The following is a 14,440-nucleotide window of genomic DNA, read 5'->3' on the forward strand; positions in this document are numbered from 1 at the left end:
ACCCCCGGGGCTCAGTGCTCCTTGAGGGCGTCCGCGCCCCGGTAGCCGGCCGGCACGCCCTCGGCGATGATCACGTCGGCGACCATGTGCCGGGTGCGCAGCGGCAGGATCTCCCGGTAGGCGGGCGAGTCGTACCAGGCGAGGGCCCGCTCGTAGTCGGGGAACTCGATCAGGATCAGGCCGAGTGGGCCCCAACTGCCCTCCGGGTTCTCGAACTTGCCGCCGTGGACAACGAAGCGGCCGCCGAAGGCGTCGAGGGTGTCGTCGATGCGCTCCAGGTACTCGACGATGTCGGGGCACATCTCGGCGGAGTGGACCTGGGCGAGGGCGTAGGCGGTCATGGCTGCTCCCGTGGTGTCGGAGGGGCGTTCCTGCTGACGTCTCCGACGGTAGGCGGCGGCGGGGGCCGGGCGAATCCGTCACGCATCGGTAAGGGGGACGTACGTCGGCTCTGATGGTTCGTGTAGCATCCGCCCAGCTCAAGCGCTTGATCGAGATGAAGTGGGGTGGGGCGGCGTGCCGGAGGGTGCCGGGGACGGGCCGCAGGGCGGCGGGGCGACGACGCGGCGCCGGCGGGTCCTGGCCGTTACGGCGGGGGCGTGCGCCCTCGGCGCGGCCGGGCTCGGCGGGGCGCTGCTGCTGACCGGCTCGCCGGGCAGCGCCACCCCGGCTGCGGCGGACGCGGCGGCCGCGTCGAGCCCCTCGGCCGCGGCGTCGCCTTCGCCGTCGGCGTCGGCCTCGGCCTCGGCCTCGGCGGAGGCGACGACCACTGCGCCGGTGCCGCTGCCGACCGAGACCCCCACGGCCGTTCCGGCGGACGACGAGACCGGGGCCGCGTCCGAGCCCTCCGCCACCCGGCAGGCCCCGGCCCGTCCCCGCGCCGCCGGCTCCCCGGCGGCTCCGGCCCCGGCTCCGGCGGCGAAGCAGCCCTCGGGCAAGCAGGCGCCGGAGCCCGCCGCGAAGCCGGTACCCGACCGGACCGTTCCGCCCCGGCCGCCCCTGCCGACGTACGGGCCGGTGCGGACCGATACCCCCTGCCCGCCCTTGCAGGCCATGACCTACGCCGGCTGCCGCCCGATCGGCCCGGTCATCACCCTCGGCCCGGCCACCCCGCACGGCTGAGCCGCCCGGGGGCGGTCGGTCCCACCGGAAGTGCCACTGGTGGGAGCCGACCAACTGCTCGGCGTGGGCGGTGAGACCGCCCGCGCCCGAGCGGATCAGGTCCGGGCTCAGGGCGGCGTGCTCGGCGGCCACCGGCAGCGCGTCGGCGAGGGTGACGGGTGGCACGGGGATGCTCGACCGCAGGGTGTCGAAGCCCACTTCGACCACCTGTGCGCCGAAGCGGCGTTCCCAGTCGGCGAGGACGGCGGCGGTCTTGGCGATGTCGTTCTCGTGGTTGGCCGAGCCGCACGTCCTTGACGGACCGCAGCACCTCGGCCAGTCCCCGGGCCCCGGCGTCGGCCGCGCCCTCGGGGAGGATGACGGCGGGGGCGGGGGCGGGGGCGGGCCAGCTGAGGCACTCGCCGCCGGCAGCCCGAGGACCGGGCGCAGGCCGACAGCTGGGGGCGGATCCCCGGGACGTACGTCCGGCTGACCGAGGACACCGGCGTGCCGCTGGCCGTGCAGGTCCGGATGATCCGAGGGCGACGCGCTGACGCCGCAGAACCCCTACGGCGTCCGGAAGCTGACCAGCAGCCACCTGAAGTGGCTTGTCGGCCCGGCGCCGGCGGCCCGGGTGCTGGAGGGGCTCGCCGCGCTGCTGCCCTCCGGGGCTTGACCGGAACAACCGGTCCGGCCCCGCCGCCCCCGGACACCGGGCGCGGCGGCCCCGCCGCCCTCCTCAGGCCCAGGGCAGGGAGGCGCGGGTGCGCCAGTAGGTGTCGGCGGGTTCGGCCATCGTGGTGAGGGGGGTGAGGTCGTCGGGGGTGAGGACGACCTCGGCGGCGGTGAGGTTGGAGGTGAGCTGGTCGAGGGTGGCGGCGCCGGACAGGACGACGTCGGCCCAGGGCTGGGCGGCGGCCGCGGCCAGGGCGACGGCGTCGGGGGCGGTGGCGGTGCGGGTGGCGAGGGTGCGCAGCGGGGCGGTGTCGGGGCCGGTGGCGTTGCGCCCGGCCAGGCGGCCGTTGGCCATGGCCTCCTTGACCACGACCAGCCGGCCGGAGCGGTGGGCCTCGGCGAGGGCGGGGGCGGCGGAGGTCTCCAGCAGGTTCCAGGTGGCCTGGACGGCGGTGAACAGCGGGCGGCCGTCCACGGTGACGGCCAGGGCCTGGCGGATGGTGTCGGCCTGGGCGGGGCCGCTGGTGGACAGGCCCACGCGTACGCCCTCGGCGGCGAGGGCGGCCAGGCGCCGGTGCAGGGCGGGGTCGGTGAGGGCGGGGCTGTCGGCGGTGACCGAGTGGACGAGGTAGACGTCCAGGTGGGGGCCGAGCAGGGCGCGGGTCTCGCGGATCTGGCGGTCGTACACCGCCGTCGAGTGCTCCTTGACCTCGTGCGCGGCGACGCCGCTGGTGCGCCAGTCGGCCGTGTAGGTGTAGCCCCACTTGCTGCCGACCGTCACCTCGGCCGCGGCCTCGGGGTGTGCGGCGAGCCACTGGGCGAGGAACTCCTCGGCGCGGCCGTAGGAGCGGGCGGTGTCGAGGTAGCGCACGCCGGCGCCGTACGCGGCGTCGAACAGGGCGTGGGTGCGCTCGCGCAGGGCCTCGACGGTGCGTTCGGCGGGCAGGTCGTCGGCGCGGCCCAGGGTGATGTAGCCGGGCCGGCCGACCGCCGCGGTGCCCAGGCCCAGGCGCGCGGCGTGCGGGCGGGCGGCGTGCGGGCGGGCCGCGTCGGCGGGGGCGGCGGGGTCGGTCGGCACGGCGGGATCTCCTCGGGCGGGCGCGGGGGTGCTCACCGGGGACTTTAGCGGCGGCCGGGCGCTGGACCGGCGGTGGGCCGCCCGGCCGAGCGGGTGGACAGGAACGGGGCAGGGGCAGGGGCGGCAGCGGGGGCGGGGGCACCGGCACCGGCACCGGCACCGGCCAGCGGCTGGTCCAGGCGCAGCACGAAGTTGACGTAGTCCAGCGGCTTGCCCGGCCAGTGGCGGTCGTTGCTGATGAGCAACTGGCTGCGCACGCCGTCGCGTTCGGTGAGCGGTCCGGTGGTGGTGCGCAGGTTGGGCTGCCAGCTGCGGCCCCACAGGTGGTGTTCCAGGACGAGGGTCCAGCTCTCCTCGTCCACTTCCAGTGCGGCGCCGGCCCGGCCGGGGAGCACCCGGGTGCCGCAGGGGCCGCGTACGAGGGCCCGTTGGTCGAAGTCGGCGTTGCGGCCGACCACGGTGATACGCCACGCGCCGTGGAACCTGAGCACGTCCGTCTCCCGTCCTTCGCGGCGCGCCGCTCCTCGGGCGCGCCCTCGAAAGGGGTCAACGGATGCGGGGCGCGGGGAGGGTCAGACGGACGGTGACCGGGCGGTTCCGGGGCGTACCGGCGCGGGGCGGCCGCCCGGGCCGTACGGGCGGCCCGGGCGGAGAGCGGGTGCAGCCGCAGGGCGCGGGCGGCGGCACGGGAGGTCCGGCGCGCACGGGAGGTCCGGCACCGCGTGAACGGGCCGAAGGCCTGCGGTGCGACGTGATCTGATGGCGCATCAGGCGGGTTGGGCGGCGCCTTCGGGCTGCCCGTCCAGGATGTCAGCCGCCGGTACGCGGGTCAACTGGAGTTGATCGCGAACACCTTCGGGTCCACGTCAGCTGATGCCGTTCGGCTATCGTGACCTGGCCGGCCCTGCCCGTCCGTCGAGGTCGCGGCGCCGAGGGCCCGGGCGTGAGGAGGGTGGGGAATGACGGAGTCGACGGGGGACGGCGTTCAGGTGGAACCGGAGGGCGCTCCCCCGGAGCCGAACGGGCATCCGGAGGGGACCGGGGACGGGCACGAGGACGGATCCGGGGACGGTCCGGCGAGCGCGGAGGCGAGCGGGCTGGCGGCCCGGATCGAGGCGCTGTTCCACACTGTCCGCCGCCCCGACCGCGAGCAGTACACCAACGAGGAAGTGGCCCGGGCCTGCCGCGAGGCGACCGGGGAGTCCTTCTCCACCACCTACCTGTGGCAGCTGCGCACCGGGCGCCGGGACAACCCGACCAAGCGCCACCTGGAGGCGCTGGCCCAGTTCTTCCAGGTCCCGCCCGCGTACTTCTTCGACGAGCAGCAGGGCGCCGAGATCGCCAAGGAGCTGGCGCTGCTGGGCGCGCTGCGCGACGCGGGCGTGCGCAGCCTGGCGCTGCGGGCGGTGGGCCTGTCGCCGGAGGGCCTGGACACCGTCAGCGAGCTGGTCGACGTGATCGCCCGCCGGGACGCGTCGCGCAAACGCCCCTCGTCCTGATACCCGGGACCTGCGCAGGGGTGGAGCTGGAGGGGAGCTCGGCTTGTGGGGTGACTTATGGGGTGGCCGGGGCTACCGGGCCACGCTGCGGCGCTGTCGCCGCATGGCCGAACAGCTGGAGCTGCCGAGCCCGTTCGACCCGGTGGTGCTGCTGGAACGGCTGGCCGCGCGGCGCGGGCGGCCGATCGAGCTGCTGCCGGTGCCGGCCCGTCCGCACGCCCCCTGCGGGCTGCTGGTCTCCACCCTGGAGGCGGACTACATCCTGTACGCGGCGGACACCGGCGCGCTGCACCAGCGGCACATCCTGGTGCACGAGATCGCCCACCTGCTGCTCGACCACGCCGGCTCCGCGCCGCTGGCCCCGGCCGCCGCGCTGCTGCCCAGCCTCTCCCCCGCGCTGGTGCAGCGGGTGCTGGGGCGCACCAGCTACGACGAGCCGCAGGAGCGGGAGGCGGAGCTGCTGGCCTCGCTGATCCTGAACCGGGCGGACCGGGCGGACGCCGCCGACCGGCCGGGGCCGGGGCCCGCGCCGGCGCGCGGTTCGCTGGACGCGCTGGGCCTGCTGCTGGGTGGCGGCCGCGGCCCGGGGCCCGCTGAGGAGCCGGACGGCGGCGAACCGGAGGACGGCGCACCGCAGGAGGAGCAGCGGCCGTGAGCAGTCTGGCCCTCTACCCCGTCGGGCTGTTCTTCGTGCTCAGCGCCGCCCACTTCGCCCGCAGCCGCATCGACTCCCGTGCCGCCGCCCGCTACACCTGCTACGGCACCGCCCTGCTGGGCTCCGCCCTGCTGGTGCTCGCCCCGCCGACCGTACGGGCGGTGCAGGGCACGGGGGTTCCGGTGCTGGCGGTGATGGTGATCGTGCTCGGCGACGGGCTGCGCGACGGCGCGGCCGCGGCGATCCGGCTGCTCGCGCCGGCACTGCGGGAGGCCGATGCCGCGCACGGCGGGCGGGCCGGCCCGGCTGGTGCGCGCCGGCCCGGGGTGCGGGGCGCACTGGCCCTGCTGGGCACGGTGCTGGGGCTGCGGCTGGCGCTGATCACCGCCGCCGCGCCGGGCCTGGCGGGCGATGAGCTGACGGTGGGGCCCGAGCTGTCCGCGCGCCTGGCGCTGGCCGGGTACACCGCCGTGGGCATGCTCCACACCGCCATGTGCCTCGTCGCGCTGCTGCGCGAACTGGTCCGGCGGGCCCGGGCGGCCGGCCCCGGGCGGCTGGGCACCGGGCTGCGGCTGCTGACCGGCGGGCTGGTGGCCGGTCTGCTGTGGAACGCCTGGAGCATGGACGACGTGCTGCGCGCGGCCGCCACCGGCAGCCAGGACGGCCCCGAGGACATGCTGTGCGCCGTCCTGGGCGGGCTGTGCGCGGCCCTGGTCGCCGCGGGCCTGGGCAGCACGCTGTGGCCCGTCGCGACCGGGGCGGTACGGGGCTGGCTGCGCGCCCACCGCCGCTACCGGGCACTCACCCCGCTCTGGCGCGACCTGCACACCGTGCTGCCGGAGATCGCCCTCGGCCCGGCCCGCCGCCTGCCGCTGCCCCCGCGCGACCCGCAGTTCGCGCTCTACCGGCGGATCATCGAGATCCACGACGCCCGCCTGATCCTGCGCCCGCACTGCGACCCGCGCACCGCCCAGTGGCTCGACCACGCCACCCGCCGCTTCCCGCCCTCCTCCCCCTCCCATGCCGCCGCCACCGCCGAGGCGGCGGCGCTGGCCGCCGCCCTGGAGCTGGCCGCGGCCGGAGCCGTACCGCAGCCCGCCGCACCCGCCGCACCCGCCGCACCCGGGACGGCCACGCCGGACACCATGGACGGGGAGGCCGAGCACCTCGCCCACCTGGCCCGCGTCTACGCCACCTGCCCGGCCGTCGCCGAGGTCCGCACCCGCGCCCGCGCCGAGCGGGCCCGCCGTACCGAGGGCGCGCTACGGTGAGCCGCCGTCCATGGCCGGCCCCGCCGGCCCTGCTCCTGCCGACGGCGATCGGCGCGGGCGCCCCGTGGCACCTGTTCGTGGTGGCGCCCGGGCGCGTCGTCTCCCGCGGAAAGTGACCCGCCCGGGCCGAACACCCGTCAGGCGTCGAGCGGTTCCGTGTGAAACGGTCCGCCAGATCCTTCAGCACCGCGAATACGTGCGGCCGGTCCGTCCCCCTCCCCCAGGACGGTCCCGGCGGTCGGCGGCTCGTACCGGCCGTGGTACTCCCCCCGCCGTCGGTTCCACCGGCCCGGTGGCATCGCCCCGCCCCTTCGGCGGCGTGCCGAGCCGGGCACGGACGTCCTCCGGCCGGTCGGCGGGCGGAATCCGGCCTCGTCGCGTACCCCGAAGGGGCAGCCGAAGGCCAGGTAGTCGGCCTGGTCGTGCAGCGACCGCGGGCCGGCGCGGTGATCCACGGCTCGCCCTCGTCGTAGCCGCTGCCGCCCTGGATGTCCGTTCCCGCGGTCGCCAGGTCAGGGCCCGTCAGTCCCACCAGAACGACCAGCAGTCCTCGTCGACCAGTTCCTCGGCGTAGCCGGCCAGGCCCTCGTCGGACCGGAAGACGTTGTCCGGGCAGAACGCCGCGTGCTCGGCCGCCACCGCCAGCGCCTCCTCCGGGCCGGCCGGCGGCGCCGCGACGCTCAGGGACAGCGAGTCGGCCCCCGCATGGACGACCCGGACGCCGAAGCGCTCCTGCCAGCTGTGCAGCACGGCGGCGATCGCGCCGCTGTCGCCGTGGCCGTTGGTGCCGTTCCAGCCGCAGGCGGCCAGCGCCTGGGCGCCGCCGTCCGCGCGGACCAGTCCGATCCGCAACCCGGCTCGGCCGCGCAGCAGTTGGCGGGCCAGCGCGTCCGCACAGGCCTGCGGATCCCCCGGCGACGACGCGGCGGGGGCCGGGCCCGGCCAGGCGGCGCCGAACGGTTGCAGCGTCTCCAGCAGCTCCGCCCGCTCCTGCGGATCGCCCGTCGGGCACCACAGCACCGCGCGCTCCCACCACCCGCGCAGCACGGCGGCGGGGTCGTAACCGTCCGGCGTGAACTCCCCCGGCGCCAGGCCGAGGTCCGCGCCGTCGAGGTGCGGCCCGTCGCCCCTCGGTTCCAGCAGCAGCGGCCACAGCCCCGAGCCCGCCCCGTGCTCCCGGTGCAGCCGCTGCCACACCCCCTGCGGCGGCGCCCCATCGCTCACCCACAGGGCGGGTGCGACCTGACGGCCCGGCAGCAACGGCGTCGTGCGGCCCTCGGCGCTGCGGTCGGGGAAGCGCCGGCGCAGGCCGCTGAGCAGGTGGGAATCGATCATGGCGCCCACGGTAGGGGCACGCACCGACGGAAAGCGGCGCCGGACTGCTCCGGCAGGCCGCCCGTGGCCGGGTACGAGCGCAGGTTGCGGGCCCCGAAGAGGAAGGGGCGCTGCGCGACGGCCGAGTCGCCGTAGGCGCCGGCGATCTCCCCGTAGTCCTCGGGCAGGACCACCGACCGGGACGCGGCCACCTCCTCCACCACAGGCCCCTCGTTCTCCCGCACGGGCGCTTGGAGCAGCGGCACGAAGTCCGCGACGGTCCCCACGTGGTCCGCCTCCCCGGGCCCGTCGACCGACGGGAGGCCGGCGCCCGGCTCCGACACGGCCGGCACCGGCGCGGCACCACTCCGGCCTGGGCTTCGGCGACCGGCTGTACCCCGCGCCGACGGGCGGGGACGCCCGCGGGCCGGCTGCCCCGCTGGAGCGCGCTCCCGCACCGGGCCGAGACGTGGGACTGAGCGACCGCACCGCCACCCACCCTCCTCACGTCCCCGCAGGCCGGGGGCAGTTCGGCGCGCGGGCGGGCGGGCGGCGGTCCTAGGCTGAAGGGGTGCGGCGGGGTCGCCGTGTCCCCGGGGGCCTCCACCGCGGGTGCCTGGAGGTGGAGCATGCGTGGTGCATCCGGTTCGCGCCGGGCGGGGGTCCTGGCAGCGGCAGTGCTGCTGGCCGCGGGCGGCCTGTTGGCGCCCGGGGCGGGGACGGCGTCGGCCGCCGGGAGCGTGCCCGTGCGGGCCTGTCCGGCGGAGGCGACCGGCCCGGGGCTGCCGCCGTTGGGCGCCGTACCGGCCTCGGCGCCGGTGCCGAACGGGGTGGACGTGCCGGCCACGGCCGCGGTGTACGCAGCCCGCTACCCGGGCGAGACGCACTTCCTGGTGGCTCCCGGCGCCTGGACCTGCGAGGTGGTGTTCTTCGCCGCGGACGGCGGCGAGCAGGCCTTCGTCCACCCCGGCGCGCCGGTCGCCGCTCCGGTCGACGCCCGATTCGACGCGGTGGTGCGGGCCGTGTTCGTCAGCGGCGGCGCGCAGACGAACGTCGACCTGGTCTGCGGCCTGGCGCCCCGGGCCGGTGCCTCGCCCAACACCTGCAACGCCCCGGCCCGGCTCCCGGTCGACCGGGTGCACGCCGTGCCCACCCGCGCCCCGGGCCTGCTGCTGACCGCCGTCGGCGTCCCGGCGAACACCCGCGAGCCGAACCTGCGCACCAGCGGCGGCCCGAACCGCACGGTCGCCCTGCTCACCTTCCAGTCCCCCGGCGGCCCGGCCCAGGAGATCAGCTGCACCCTGCCCGCCTCGGCCGCCCCCGTCCGCACCTGCCAGGCCGCCCTCGGCCACTTCCTCGCCACCGGCGCCGCCGCCGAGCAGCTCACCCGGGCCGACCTGGCCGCGGCCCTGAGCGACCTGGACGCCTTCGTCGCCGCCTACCTCAACCAGCCGTAGCGCCCCCGGCCCTGGCGCCTCAACCGGTCTGCGAGGTCAGTGCCTTGACCAGCGCGACGGCCTCCTTGAGGCTCAGGGCCGGCCGTGCCAGGCGCAGCTCGCGGACGGCCTTGACCTCGGCCGTACGGGGGTCGATCCCGGCCAGCGCCAGGACGTTGCGCGCCCACTGCACCCCGGCCGCACCCCCGCTCGGGACGAAGTCCTCCACGATCCGGATCGCGCGGCGCAGGCCCGGGAGTTCGTTCGCGTCGGCGGTGTCCAGTGCGGCCCGCAGGGCCGCCTGAAGGGCTTCGAGGTTGGCCGGCTTGGCGCGGTTGGACAGCGGGTTGAACATGGTGGTTCCTCTTTTTCCGATCGGATTCGGTCTGCGCTCTTCGGGGTCGGGGCGGGGCCGAGCGGGGCGAAGGGTCCGGCGCGCCGCACGGTCGGGTCCGGGCCGTCCAGGACGCCCCGGGTTCGCCTCCGGCCCGGCCGGCCGCGGCGTCGTCGCGGTCATGTCCTCGCTGCCCCCCCTGCGCATGCCCACCACGCTAGTACTTGCCTGACGGGAAAGTAAATGCCAGGATCGCAGGCGCGCTCTCAACCATGCTCAGGCCCTCCGGAGTTGGAGATCTGATGGCGGCTCACCACATCGACCCCGCGGACGCGCTCGCCTCCCTGCGCACCGCGCACCGGGCCCGGGCGGCGGCCCGGCCCCGCCCGCTGCCGGGCTGGTACCCGGCCACGGCCGCCGGGCTGTTCGCGCTGGGGTTCTTCCTGCTCGGCCTGTCGGCCCTGCTGCCCGAACGGCTCTGGCTGCCGGCCGCGGGCCTGCAACTGGCCGCGGCGGCGGTCCTGACCGGCCACGTCGTGGTCGGCCACCGGGTCGAGCACCGGCCCGGGATCGTCGCGGCCCTGCCACGTCCGGCCGCCTGGTTCCCGGCCGCGGCGGCCCACCTACTGGCGCTGGCCGTGTCCGGGGCGCTGGGCCTGGCGTTCGGCCCGGGCGGGTTCCTGCTGATCCTCGGCCCCGCCTGCGGCCTCGCCCACCTGCTGCAGCTTCGCCGCAAGCGGGCGCGGGCGGGCGCCGAGTGAACGCCGAACCGCCCGCCGCCGCCCCCGCCTTCGACGAGCTGATCCACCAGCCCACCCGGCTCACCGTGGTGGCCTTCCTCTCCGGCTGCGCCGAGGCGGAGTTCCGCACGGTACGGGAGAACTGCGGGGTCTCGGAGTCGGCGCTGAGCAAGGTGGTCAGCACCCTGGAGGCCGCCTCCTACGTCAAGGTCCGCCGCGGCTACGTCGGCAAGCGCCCCCGCACGTGGCTGCGCCTGAGCCCCGAGGGCCGCCGCGCCCTGGCCTCCCACCTGGCCGAACTCCAACGCATCGCCGCGACCGCCACCGCCCTCGCCGCCACCCTGGAACACCAGCCGCCCCAGGCCTGACCCGGGCCCACCTCCACCTGCTGCGCGGGAAGTCGGCCGGGCCGACTTCTGGCGCGAAGGTCCGGACGATGCCGTCGCTGCTTCGGCCGGCCGAAGCAGCGACGCAGACCCACTCTTCGTTCCACGGGAGATCCACTGGACAGGGCGGGGCCGTGGACACCACCACGGCCCGCCCTCCGGCCTATCGGACTCACGCCTTCACCACGAGCGGCGCGGGAACGCACTCGCACCACACCACCTTCCCCACTCCGCCCGAGCGCGGGAAGTGCCCCCATTGCGTGGCGAGGGCTTCCACGAGGAGCAACCCGCGCCCGCACCCGGCCGTGGGGTCGGGCTGCTGCCGAAGCGGGGGCCGGTCGCTCGCGTCGTGGACCTCGATGCGCAGCCGGATGGCGTTGACGTCGAAGGACACCCGGATCAGCCGGCCCGGCATGCCCGAGTGCAGCACGGCGTTGCCCACCAGCTCCGTGGCGAGCAACTCGCCGACCTCCGAGTAGCGGTCGCCGCCCGGCACCGTGGCGAGCAGATCGCGCAGCATCCGCCGCGCGAGCAACGGTGAGCGGCACGACCGCGGGAACCAGCAGCTGCGGACGGCGGTCGGACTGACGGGCGCGTCGGTTTCAGGCATGGCGGAGCCACCTCCGGGGGGATGCGGATCAAGATCGGCGAAAGGCCTGACGGCGGGGGTCGAGGCATAGGAATGCCCGAGCAGCGGACTCACACTGTCACCCTCTGTGAGGCGAGTAGCTACGCCAAGTAGCATGCATCCACTCTAAGATCATTCGCAACGTTGCCTGAAGAAAAGATGCGAGGAGCTTCGGTTGCCCGTCCGGCTACTGTGAGCGCACATTGACTGCTGATCAGAGGAGGTCGGGTGCAACCGGATCGCGTGGCGAGCGCGCCGTCCACCGTGCTGGGGCGGCAGTTGGGCGAAGAACTGCGGGGCATGCGCGAGCGTGCCAGTTTGAGCACCGGCGCGGTTGCCGAAGCGCTGGATTGCACCAAGGGCAAGATCTCGCGGATCGAGAATGGTCGCAGCCCTGTTCGGATTCCGGATCTCACTGCGATGCTCCGGCTCTACGGCGTTGACGAGCCGGCCGTTCATGAGCGCCTTGCCGAACTTGCCCGTACGGCCAACAAGCGGCGACGTGGGAGCGGGTGGTGGAACGAGTACGGCGATGTACTCGCTGACACCTACCGCGACTTCATCGCGCTGGAGGAAGTGGCGTCGTCGGTGCGCACCTTCCAAACTCAGATGATTCCGGCGCTGTTGCAGACTCCAGACCATGCACGCGCGCTCACCGCGGCGGGCCGTCGCTGGAAGCGGCCGGAGGAGATCGAGCAGTTCGTGACTGTTCGCCTGAAGCGACAGCAGCGCCTGACGGCCGATCCGCCGCTGTCCCTCTCCGTTGTGCTGGCCGAGGGCGCTTTGCGCCAGCAGGTCGGTGGACCTGATGTCCTGAGGGAGCAGCTCGCGCACTTGGTGGATGTGGCGTCCATGCCCAACGTGACGATCCGGGTGGTTCCGTTCAGCGTCGGCGCGCACGCCAGCATGGCCGGCCCCTACGTGATCCTGGGATTTCCCTCCGAGGCCGCGATGGATGTCGTCCTGCTGGACAACCCGTCGGGGTCCATGTGGCTTGAGGGCGCAACGGAGGTGGAGGCGTACTTGGAGCTTTGGCACGATGTCTGCACCAAGGCACTCCCGCCTGCGGAGTCCCTGGAACTGATCACCTCTATCAAGGACCTCGGCGCATGAACCAAATACCCGATTTCTCCACCGCCACCTGGCGCAAGAGCTCGTACAGCGGTCCTGACAACGAGTGCGTCGAAGTGGCGGACGGGTTCCCGGGGTTGCTTCCCGTCCGCGATTCCAAGGACCCGCAGGGGCCGTGCCTCCTCTTCACCCCCGATGCCTGGACGGCCTTCATCACCGCCGTCCGCGCGGGGGAGTTCCCCGTCCGGCACTGACCGGCGGCAGATCGGCGACCCACCCCTCGGCAGCCGCCGACAGCACACCCCACGCGCCGCCGTCCCGGAGCCCGCGCACGCAGGAAGTCGGCCGGTCCGACTTCCTGCACAGCGACGCGCTTCCTGGCGGGCGAGGGGCGGCGGAAAGGAATATGGTCCGTCTTCGTCCACCGTGTCGATCTGCCACCGCGCCGTTCGACCTTGGGTTGGAGAGGGTCGGCAGGCGGCCCCGTTCGAGGAGGTTGAGATGGCGAAGTACATGCTGATCATGCGGGGCACGGACGAGTCCGTGGCGAAGATGATGGAGACGCCGTTCGAGGAGATGCTCGAGACCGTGGGGCGCTTCAACGAGGAGCTGATCCGCGCCGGCGTGCTGGTGGCGGCCGAGGGGCTGGACGACCCGTCGCAGGGCGTGGTCGTCGAGTTCGGCGGTGAGGCGCCGGTGGTCACCGACGGCCCGTACGGGGAGACGAAGGAGCTGTTCGGCGGCTTCTACATCCTCGACGTCGCCTCGAAGGAGGAGGCCGTCGAGTGGGCCAAGCGGCTGCCGTCGTTCCCCGGCTCCAAGTGCGAGGTGCGCCGGGTGCCGGGCATCGAGGAGTTCCCGCAGGACAACGAGTGGATCGTCAAGGAGCGGGCCTGGCGCGAGCGGACCGGCCAGCTCTGATGCCCTCGGCAACCGGTGTCCCGCCGGGCGGCGAGTCCGCCCGGCGGGCCGTCGAGGCCGTGTGGCGCATCGAGTCCGCCCGGATCGTCGGCGCGCTGGCCCGCTACACCGGGGACTTCGCGCTCGCCGAGGACGTCGCGCAGGAGGCGCTGGCGCAGGCCCTGGTCAGCTGGGAGCGCGACGGCCCGCCGGCCAGCCCGGTGGGCTGGCTGCTGGCCACCGCCCGGCGCCGGGCCATCGACGCCTTCCGCCGCGCCTCGGCGCTCGACGAGCGCTACGCCGCGCTCGCCGGCCCGCTCGCCGAGGGCGAGTTCAGCACGGGCGCGGCGGGCGCCCCGCCACAGCCGGACGACCTGCCGTGGGACCCGGACCGGGTCGACGACGACGTCCTCGCCCTGATGTTCACCGCCTGCCACCCGGTCCTCTCCCCCGAGGCCCGGGTGGCGCTGACCCTGCGCGTGGTGGGCGGCCTGTCCAGCGAGGAGATCGCCCGGGCGTTCCTGGTGCCGGTGCCCACCGTCCAGGCCCGGATCACCCGGGCGAAGAAGACCATCGCCGCCGCGCACGTCCCCTTCGAGCTCCCCCCGCGGCAGGAACGGCGCACCCGGCTCGGCGCGGTCCTGAGCGTGCTGTACGTGATCTTCACGGAGGGCTCGACGGCCACCGGCGGCCAGGACCTGCTGCGCCCCGGCCTCGCCTACGAGGCCGTACGGCTGGCCCGGATGCTGGCCGCCCTGCTGCCCGCCGAACCGGAGGTGCACGGCCAGCTCGCCCTGTTCGAGCTCACGGCCGCCCGTTTCCCGGCCCGCACCGGCCCGGACGGGGAGGCGGTGCTCCTGGAGGACCAGGACCGGCGCCGCTGGGACCGCTCCGCGATCCGCCGCGGCCTGGCCGCACTCGGCCGGGCCGCGACCCTGGGGCGGGGCCTGGGCCCGTACGGCCTCCAGGCCTCGATCGCGGCCTGCCACGCGGCGGCGCCCTCGGTGGAGCGGACCGACTGGGAGCGCATCGTGCTGCTCTACGAGGCGCTCGGCCGCGTCGCGCCGTCCCCGGTGGTCGAGCTCAACCGGGCGGTGGCCGTCGCGATGGCCGAGGGACCGCGGCAGGCGCTCGCCCTGGTCGACGACCTGGCCGTCTCCGGCCGGCTGTCCGGCTCGCACCTGCTGCCGGGCGTGCGCGGCGAACTGCTGGCCCGGCTCGGCCGCACCGCCGAGGCCCGGGCCGAACTGGAGCTCGCCGCCCGGCTGTGCCGCAACACCCGCGAGCGGGCCGTACTGCTGCGCAAGGCGGCCGCGCTCGACGCCGCGCGGTGATCACCCTGCCACGTAAGG

Annotated in this window: 18 protein-coding genes and 2 pseudogenes; 12 read left to right on the forward strand and 8 right to left on the reverse strand. The window is 75.5% G+C overall.

Annotated elements, in window-relative coordinates; translation table 11 throughout:
* Positions 1-11: 11 nt before the first annotated feature.
* The gene (locus tag ACH4J0_RS00300; protein ID WP_396235416.1) at positions 12-341 is read right to left on the reverse strand and encodes a DUF1330 domain-containing protein; all 330 of its coding nucleotides are present in this window, start codon (positions 339-341) and stop codon (positions 12-14) included.
* 175 nt (positions 342-516) lie between these two features.
* On the opposite strand from ACH4J0_RS00300, the gene ACH4J0_RS00305 reads away from it, so the two are divergent.
* Positions 517-1,122, forward strand: coding sequence for a hypothetical protein (locus ACH4J0_RS00305; protein WP_396235417.1), 606 nt, complete (start codon positions 517-519; stop codon positions 1,120-1,122).
* A gap of 30 nt (positions 1,123-1,152) precedes the next feature.
* Here ACH4J0_RS00305 and ACH4J0_RS00310 read toward each other — a convergent pair.
* A pseudogene (locus tag ACH4J0_RS00310) lies at positions 1,153-1,626 on the reverse strand (DUF4253 domain-containing protein); the annotation flags it as partial.
* Between ACH4J0_RS00310 and ACH4J0_RS00315 the strand changes: the two are divergent.
* A pseudogene (locus ACH4J0_RS00315) lies at positions 1,537-1,777 on the forward strand (alpha/beta hydrolase); the annotation flags it as partial. The pseudogenes ACH4J0_RS00310 and ACH4J0_RS00315 overlap by 90 nt on opposite strands.
* 63 nt (positions 1,778-1,840) lie before the next feature.
* Here ACH4J0_RS00315 and ACH4J0_RS00320 read toward each other — a convergent pair.
* Positions 1,841-2,854: an aldo/keto reductase gene (locus tag ACH4J0_RS00320; RefSeq protein ID WP_396235418.1), complete on the reverse strand. Its 1,014-nt coding sequence runs from the start codon at positions 2,852-2,854 to the stop codon at positions 1,841-1,843.
* 44 nt (positions 2,855-2,898) lie between these two features.
* Entirely contained in the window at positions 2,899-3,345 is a 447-nt protein-coding gene (locus tag ACH4J0_RS00325; RefSeq protein WP_396235419.1) for a hypothetical protein, read from the reverse strand.
* Between the two features lie 468 nt (positions 3,346-3,813).
* On the opposite strand from ACH4J0_RS00325, the gene ACH4J0_RS00330 reads away from it, so the two are divergent.
* The 3 genes from ACH4J0_RS00330 to ACH4J0_RS00340 all read left to right on the forward strand — a co-directional run bounded on the left by ACH4J0_RS00330 (position 3,814) and on the right by ACH4J0_RS00340 (position 6,279).
* Positions 3,814-4,353 (forward strand): XRE family transcriptional regulator, encoded by a 540-nt coding sequence (locus tag ACH4J0_RS00330; protein ID WP_396235420.1) that lies wholly within the window; start codon positions 3,814-3,816, stop codon positions 4,351-4,353.
* 103 nt (positions 4,354-4,456) lie between these two features.
* Complete coding sequence (locus tag ACH4J0_RS00335; protein WP_396235421.1) at positions 4,457-5,008, forward strand: ParH-like protein; 552 nt, start codon at positions 4,457-4,459, stop codon at positions 5,006-5,008.
* Positions 5,005-6,279: an MAB_1171c family putative transporter gene (locus ACH4J0_RS00340; RefSeq protein WP_396235422.1), complete on the forward strand. Its 1,275-nt coding sequence runs from the start codon at positions 5,005-5,007 to the stop codon at positions 6,277-6,279. Before ACH4J0_RS00335 ends, ACH4J0_RS00340 begins: the two co-directional genes overlap by 4 nt.
* 522 nt (positions 6,280-6,801) lie before the next feature.
* On the opposite strand, the gene ACH4J0_RS00345 is transcribed toward ACH4J0_RS00340, so the two are convergent.
* Together ACH4J0_RS00345 and ACH4J0_RS00350 are read right to left on the reverse strand one after the other, a co-directional pair.
* A complete protein-coding gene (locus tag ACH4J0_RS00345; protein ID WP_396235423.1) occupies positions 6,802-7,614 on the reverse strand; it encodes a DUF4253 domain-containing protein in 813 nt (270 codons plus the stop codon).
* On the reverse strand, positions 7,611-7,880 hold the full coding sequence (locus ACH4J0_RS00350) for a hypothetical protein (protein WP_396235424.1): 270 nt from the start codon (positions 7,878-7,880) through the stop codon (positions 7,611-7,613). The genes ACH4J0_RS00345 and ACH4J0_RS00350 overlap by 4 nt, the downstream gene beginning before the upstream one ends.
* 342 nt (positions 7,881-8,222) lie before the next feature.
* Here ACH4J0_RS00350 and ACH4J0_RS00355 point away from each other — a divergent pair, with 342 nt between their 5' ends.
* Positions 8,223-9,050: a hypothetical protein gene (locus tag ACH4J0_RS00355; protein WP_396235425.1), complete on the forward strand. Its 828-nt coding sequence runs from the start codon at positions 8,223-8,225 to the stop codon at positions 9,048-9,050.
* 19 nt (positions 9,051-9,069) lie between these two features.
* Here the strand turns inward: ACH4J0_RS00355 and ACH4J0_RS00360 are convergent, their stop codons facing one another.
* Entirely contained in the window at positions 9,070-9,384 is a 315-nt protein-coding gene (locus tag ACH4J0_RS00360) for a hypothetical protein (RefSeq protein WP_396235426.1), read from the reverse strand.
* Positions 9,385-9,665: 281 nt separating this feature from the next.
* Between ACH4J0_RS00360 and ACH4J0_RS00365 the strand changes: the two genes are divergently transcribed.
* Both ACH4J0_RS00365 and ACH4J0_RS00370 read left to right on the forward strand, forming a co-directional pair.
* Entirely contained in the window at positions 9,666-10,124 is a 459-nt protein-coding gene (locus ACH4J0_RS00365) for a hypothetical protein (RefSeq protein ID WP_396235427.1), read from the forward strand.
* Complete coding sequence (locus ACH4J0_RS00370) at positions 10,121-10,471, forward strand: transcriptional regulator (protein WP_396235428.1); 351 nt, start codon at positions 10,121-10,123, stop codon at positions 10,469-10,471. Before ACH4J0_RS00365 ends, ACH4J0_RS00370 begins: the two co-directional genes overlap by 4 nt.
* Before the next feature lie 190 nt (positions 10,472-10,661).
* Here the strand turns inward: ACH4J0_RS00370 and ACH4J0_RS00375 are convergent, their stop codons facing one another.
* Positions 10,662-11,099 (reverse strand): ATP-binding protein, encoded by a 438-nt coding sequence (locus ACH4J0_RS00375; protein WP_396235429.1) that lies wholly within the window; start codon positions 11,097-11,099, stop codon positions 10,662-10,664.
* A gap of 246 nt (positions 11,100-11,345) precedes the next feature.
* Here ACH4J0_RS00375 and ACH4J0_RS00380 point away from each other — a divergent pair, with 246 nt between their 5' ends.
* The 4 genes from ACH4J0_RS00380 to ACH4J0_RS00395 all read left to right on the forward strand — a co-directional run bounded on the left by ACH4J0_RS00380 (position 11,346) and on the right by ACH4J0_RS00395 (position 14,422).
* Positions 11,346-12,230, forward strand: coding sequence for a helix-turn-helix domain-containing protein (locus tag ACH4J0_RS00380; protein ID WP_396235430.1), 885 nt, complete (start codon positions 11,346-11,348; stop codon positions 12,228-12,230).
* Positions 12,227-12,442, forward strand: coding sequence for a DUF397 domain-containing protein (locus ACH4J0_RS00385; RefSeq protein ID WP_396235431.1), 216 nt, complete (start codon positions 12,227-12,229; stop codon positions 12,440-12,442). The genes ACH4J0_RS00380 and ACH4J0_RS00385 overlap by 4 nt, the downstream gene beginning before the upstream one ends.
* 247 nt (positions 12,443-12,689) lie before the next feature.
* A complete protein-coding gene (locus tag ACH4J0_RS00390) occupies positions 12,690-13,109 on the forward strand; it encodes a YciI family protein (protein WP_396235432.1) in 420 nt (139 codons plus the stop codon).
* Positions 13,109-14,422 carry an RNA polymerase sigma factor gene (locus ACH4J0_RS00395; RefSeq protein ID WP_396235433.1) on the forward strand — a complete coding sequence of 438 codons (1,314 nt, stop codon included), beginning with the start codon at positions 13,109-13,111 and terminating at the stop codon, positions 14,420-14,422. Before ACH4J0_RS00390 ends, ACH4J0_RS00395 begins: the two co-directional genes overlap by 1 nt.
* The last annotated feature ends 18 nt before the right edge of the window (positions 14,423-14,440 follow it).

It is taken from the genome of Kitasatospora sp. NPDC017646, assembly GCF_044329365.1.
In the GTDB taxonomy this organism is placed as follows: domain Bacteria; phylum Actinomycetota; class Actinomycetes; order Streptomycetales; family Streptomycetaceae; genus Kitasatospora.

Bases quoted from the DNA above. Each gene is read 5' to 3' on its own strand.
- ACH4J0_RS00335 (WP_396235421.1), top strand. From the start codon at position 4,457: ATGGCCGAACAGCTGGAGCTGCCGAGCCCGTTCGACCCGGTGGTGCTG.
- ACH4J0_RS00375 (WP_396235429.1), bottom strand. From the start codon at position 11,099: ATGCCTGAAACCGACGCGCCCGTCAGTCCGACCGCCGTCCGCAGCTGC.
- ACH4J0_RS00390 (WP_396235432.1), top strand. From the start codon at position 12,690: ATGGCGAAGTACATGCTGATCATGCGGGGCACGGACGAGTCCGTGGCG.
- ACH4J0_RS00300 (WP_396235416.1), bottom strand. From the start codon at position 341: ATGACCGCCTACGCCCTCGCCCAGGTCCACTCCGCCGAGATGTGCCCC.
- ACH4J0_RS00355 (WP_396235425.1), top strand. From the start codon at position 8,223: ATGCGTGGTGCATCCGGTTCGCGCCGGGCGGGGGTCCTGGCAGCGGCA.
- ACH4J0_RS00330 (WP_396235420.1), top strand. From the start codon at position 3,814: ATGACGGAGTCGACGGGGGACGGCGTTCAGGTGGAACCGGAGGGCGCT.
- ACH4J0_RS00365 (WP_396235427.1), top strand. From the start codon at position 9,666: ATGGCGGCTCACCACATCGACCCCGCGGACGCGCTCGCCTCCCTGCGC.
- ACH4J0_RS00385 (WP_396235431.1), top strand. From the start codon at position 12,227: ATGAACCAAATACCCGATTTCTCCACCGCCACCTGGCGCAAGAGCTCG.
- ACH4J0_RS00360 (WP_396235426.1), bottom strand. From the start codon at position 9,384: ATGTTCAACCCGCTGTCCAACCGCGCCAAGCCGGCCAACCTCGAAGCC.
- ACH4J0_RS00395 (WP_396235433.1), top strand. From the start codon at position 13,109: ATGCCCTCGGCAACCGGTGTCCCGCCGGGCGGCGAGTCCGCCCGGCGG.
- ACH4J0_RS00345 (WP_396235423.1), bottom strand. From the start codon at position 7,614: ATGATCGATTCCCACCTGCTCAGCGGCCTGCGCCGGCGCTTCCCCGAC.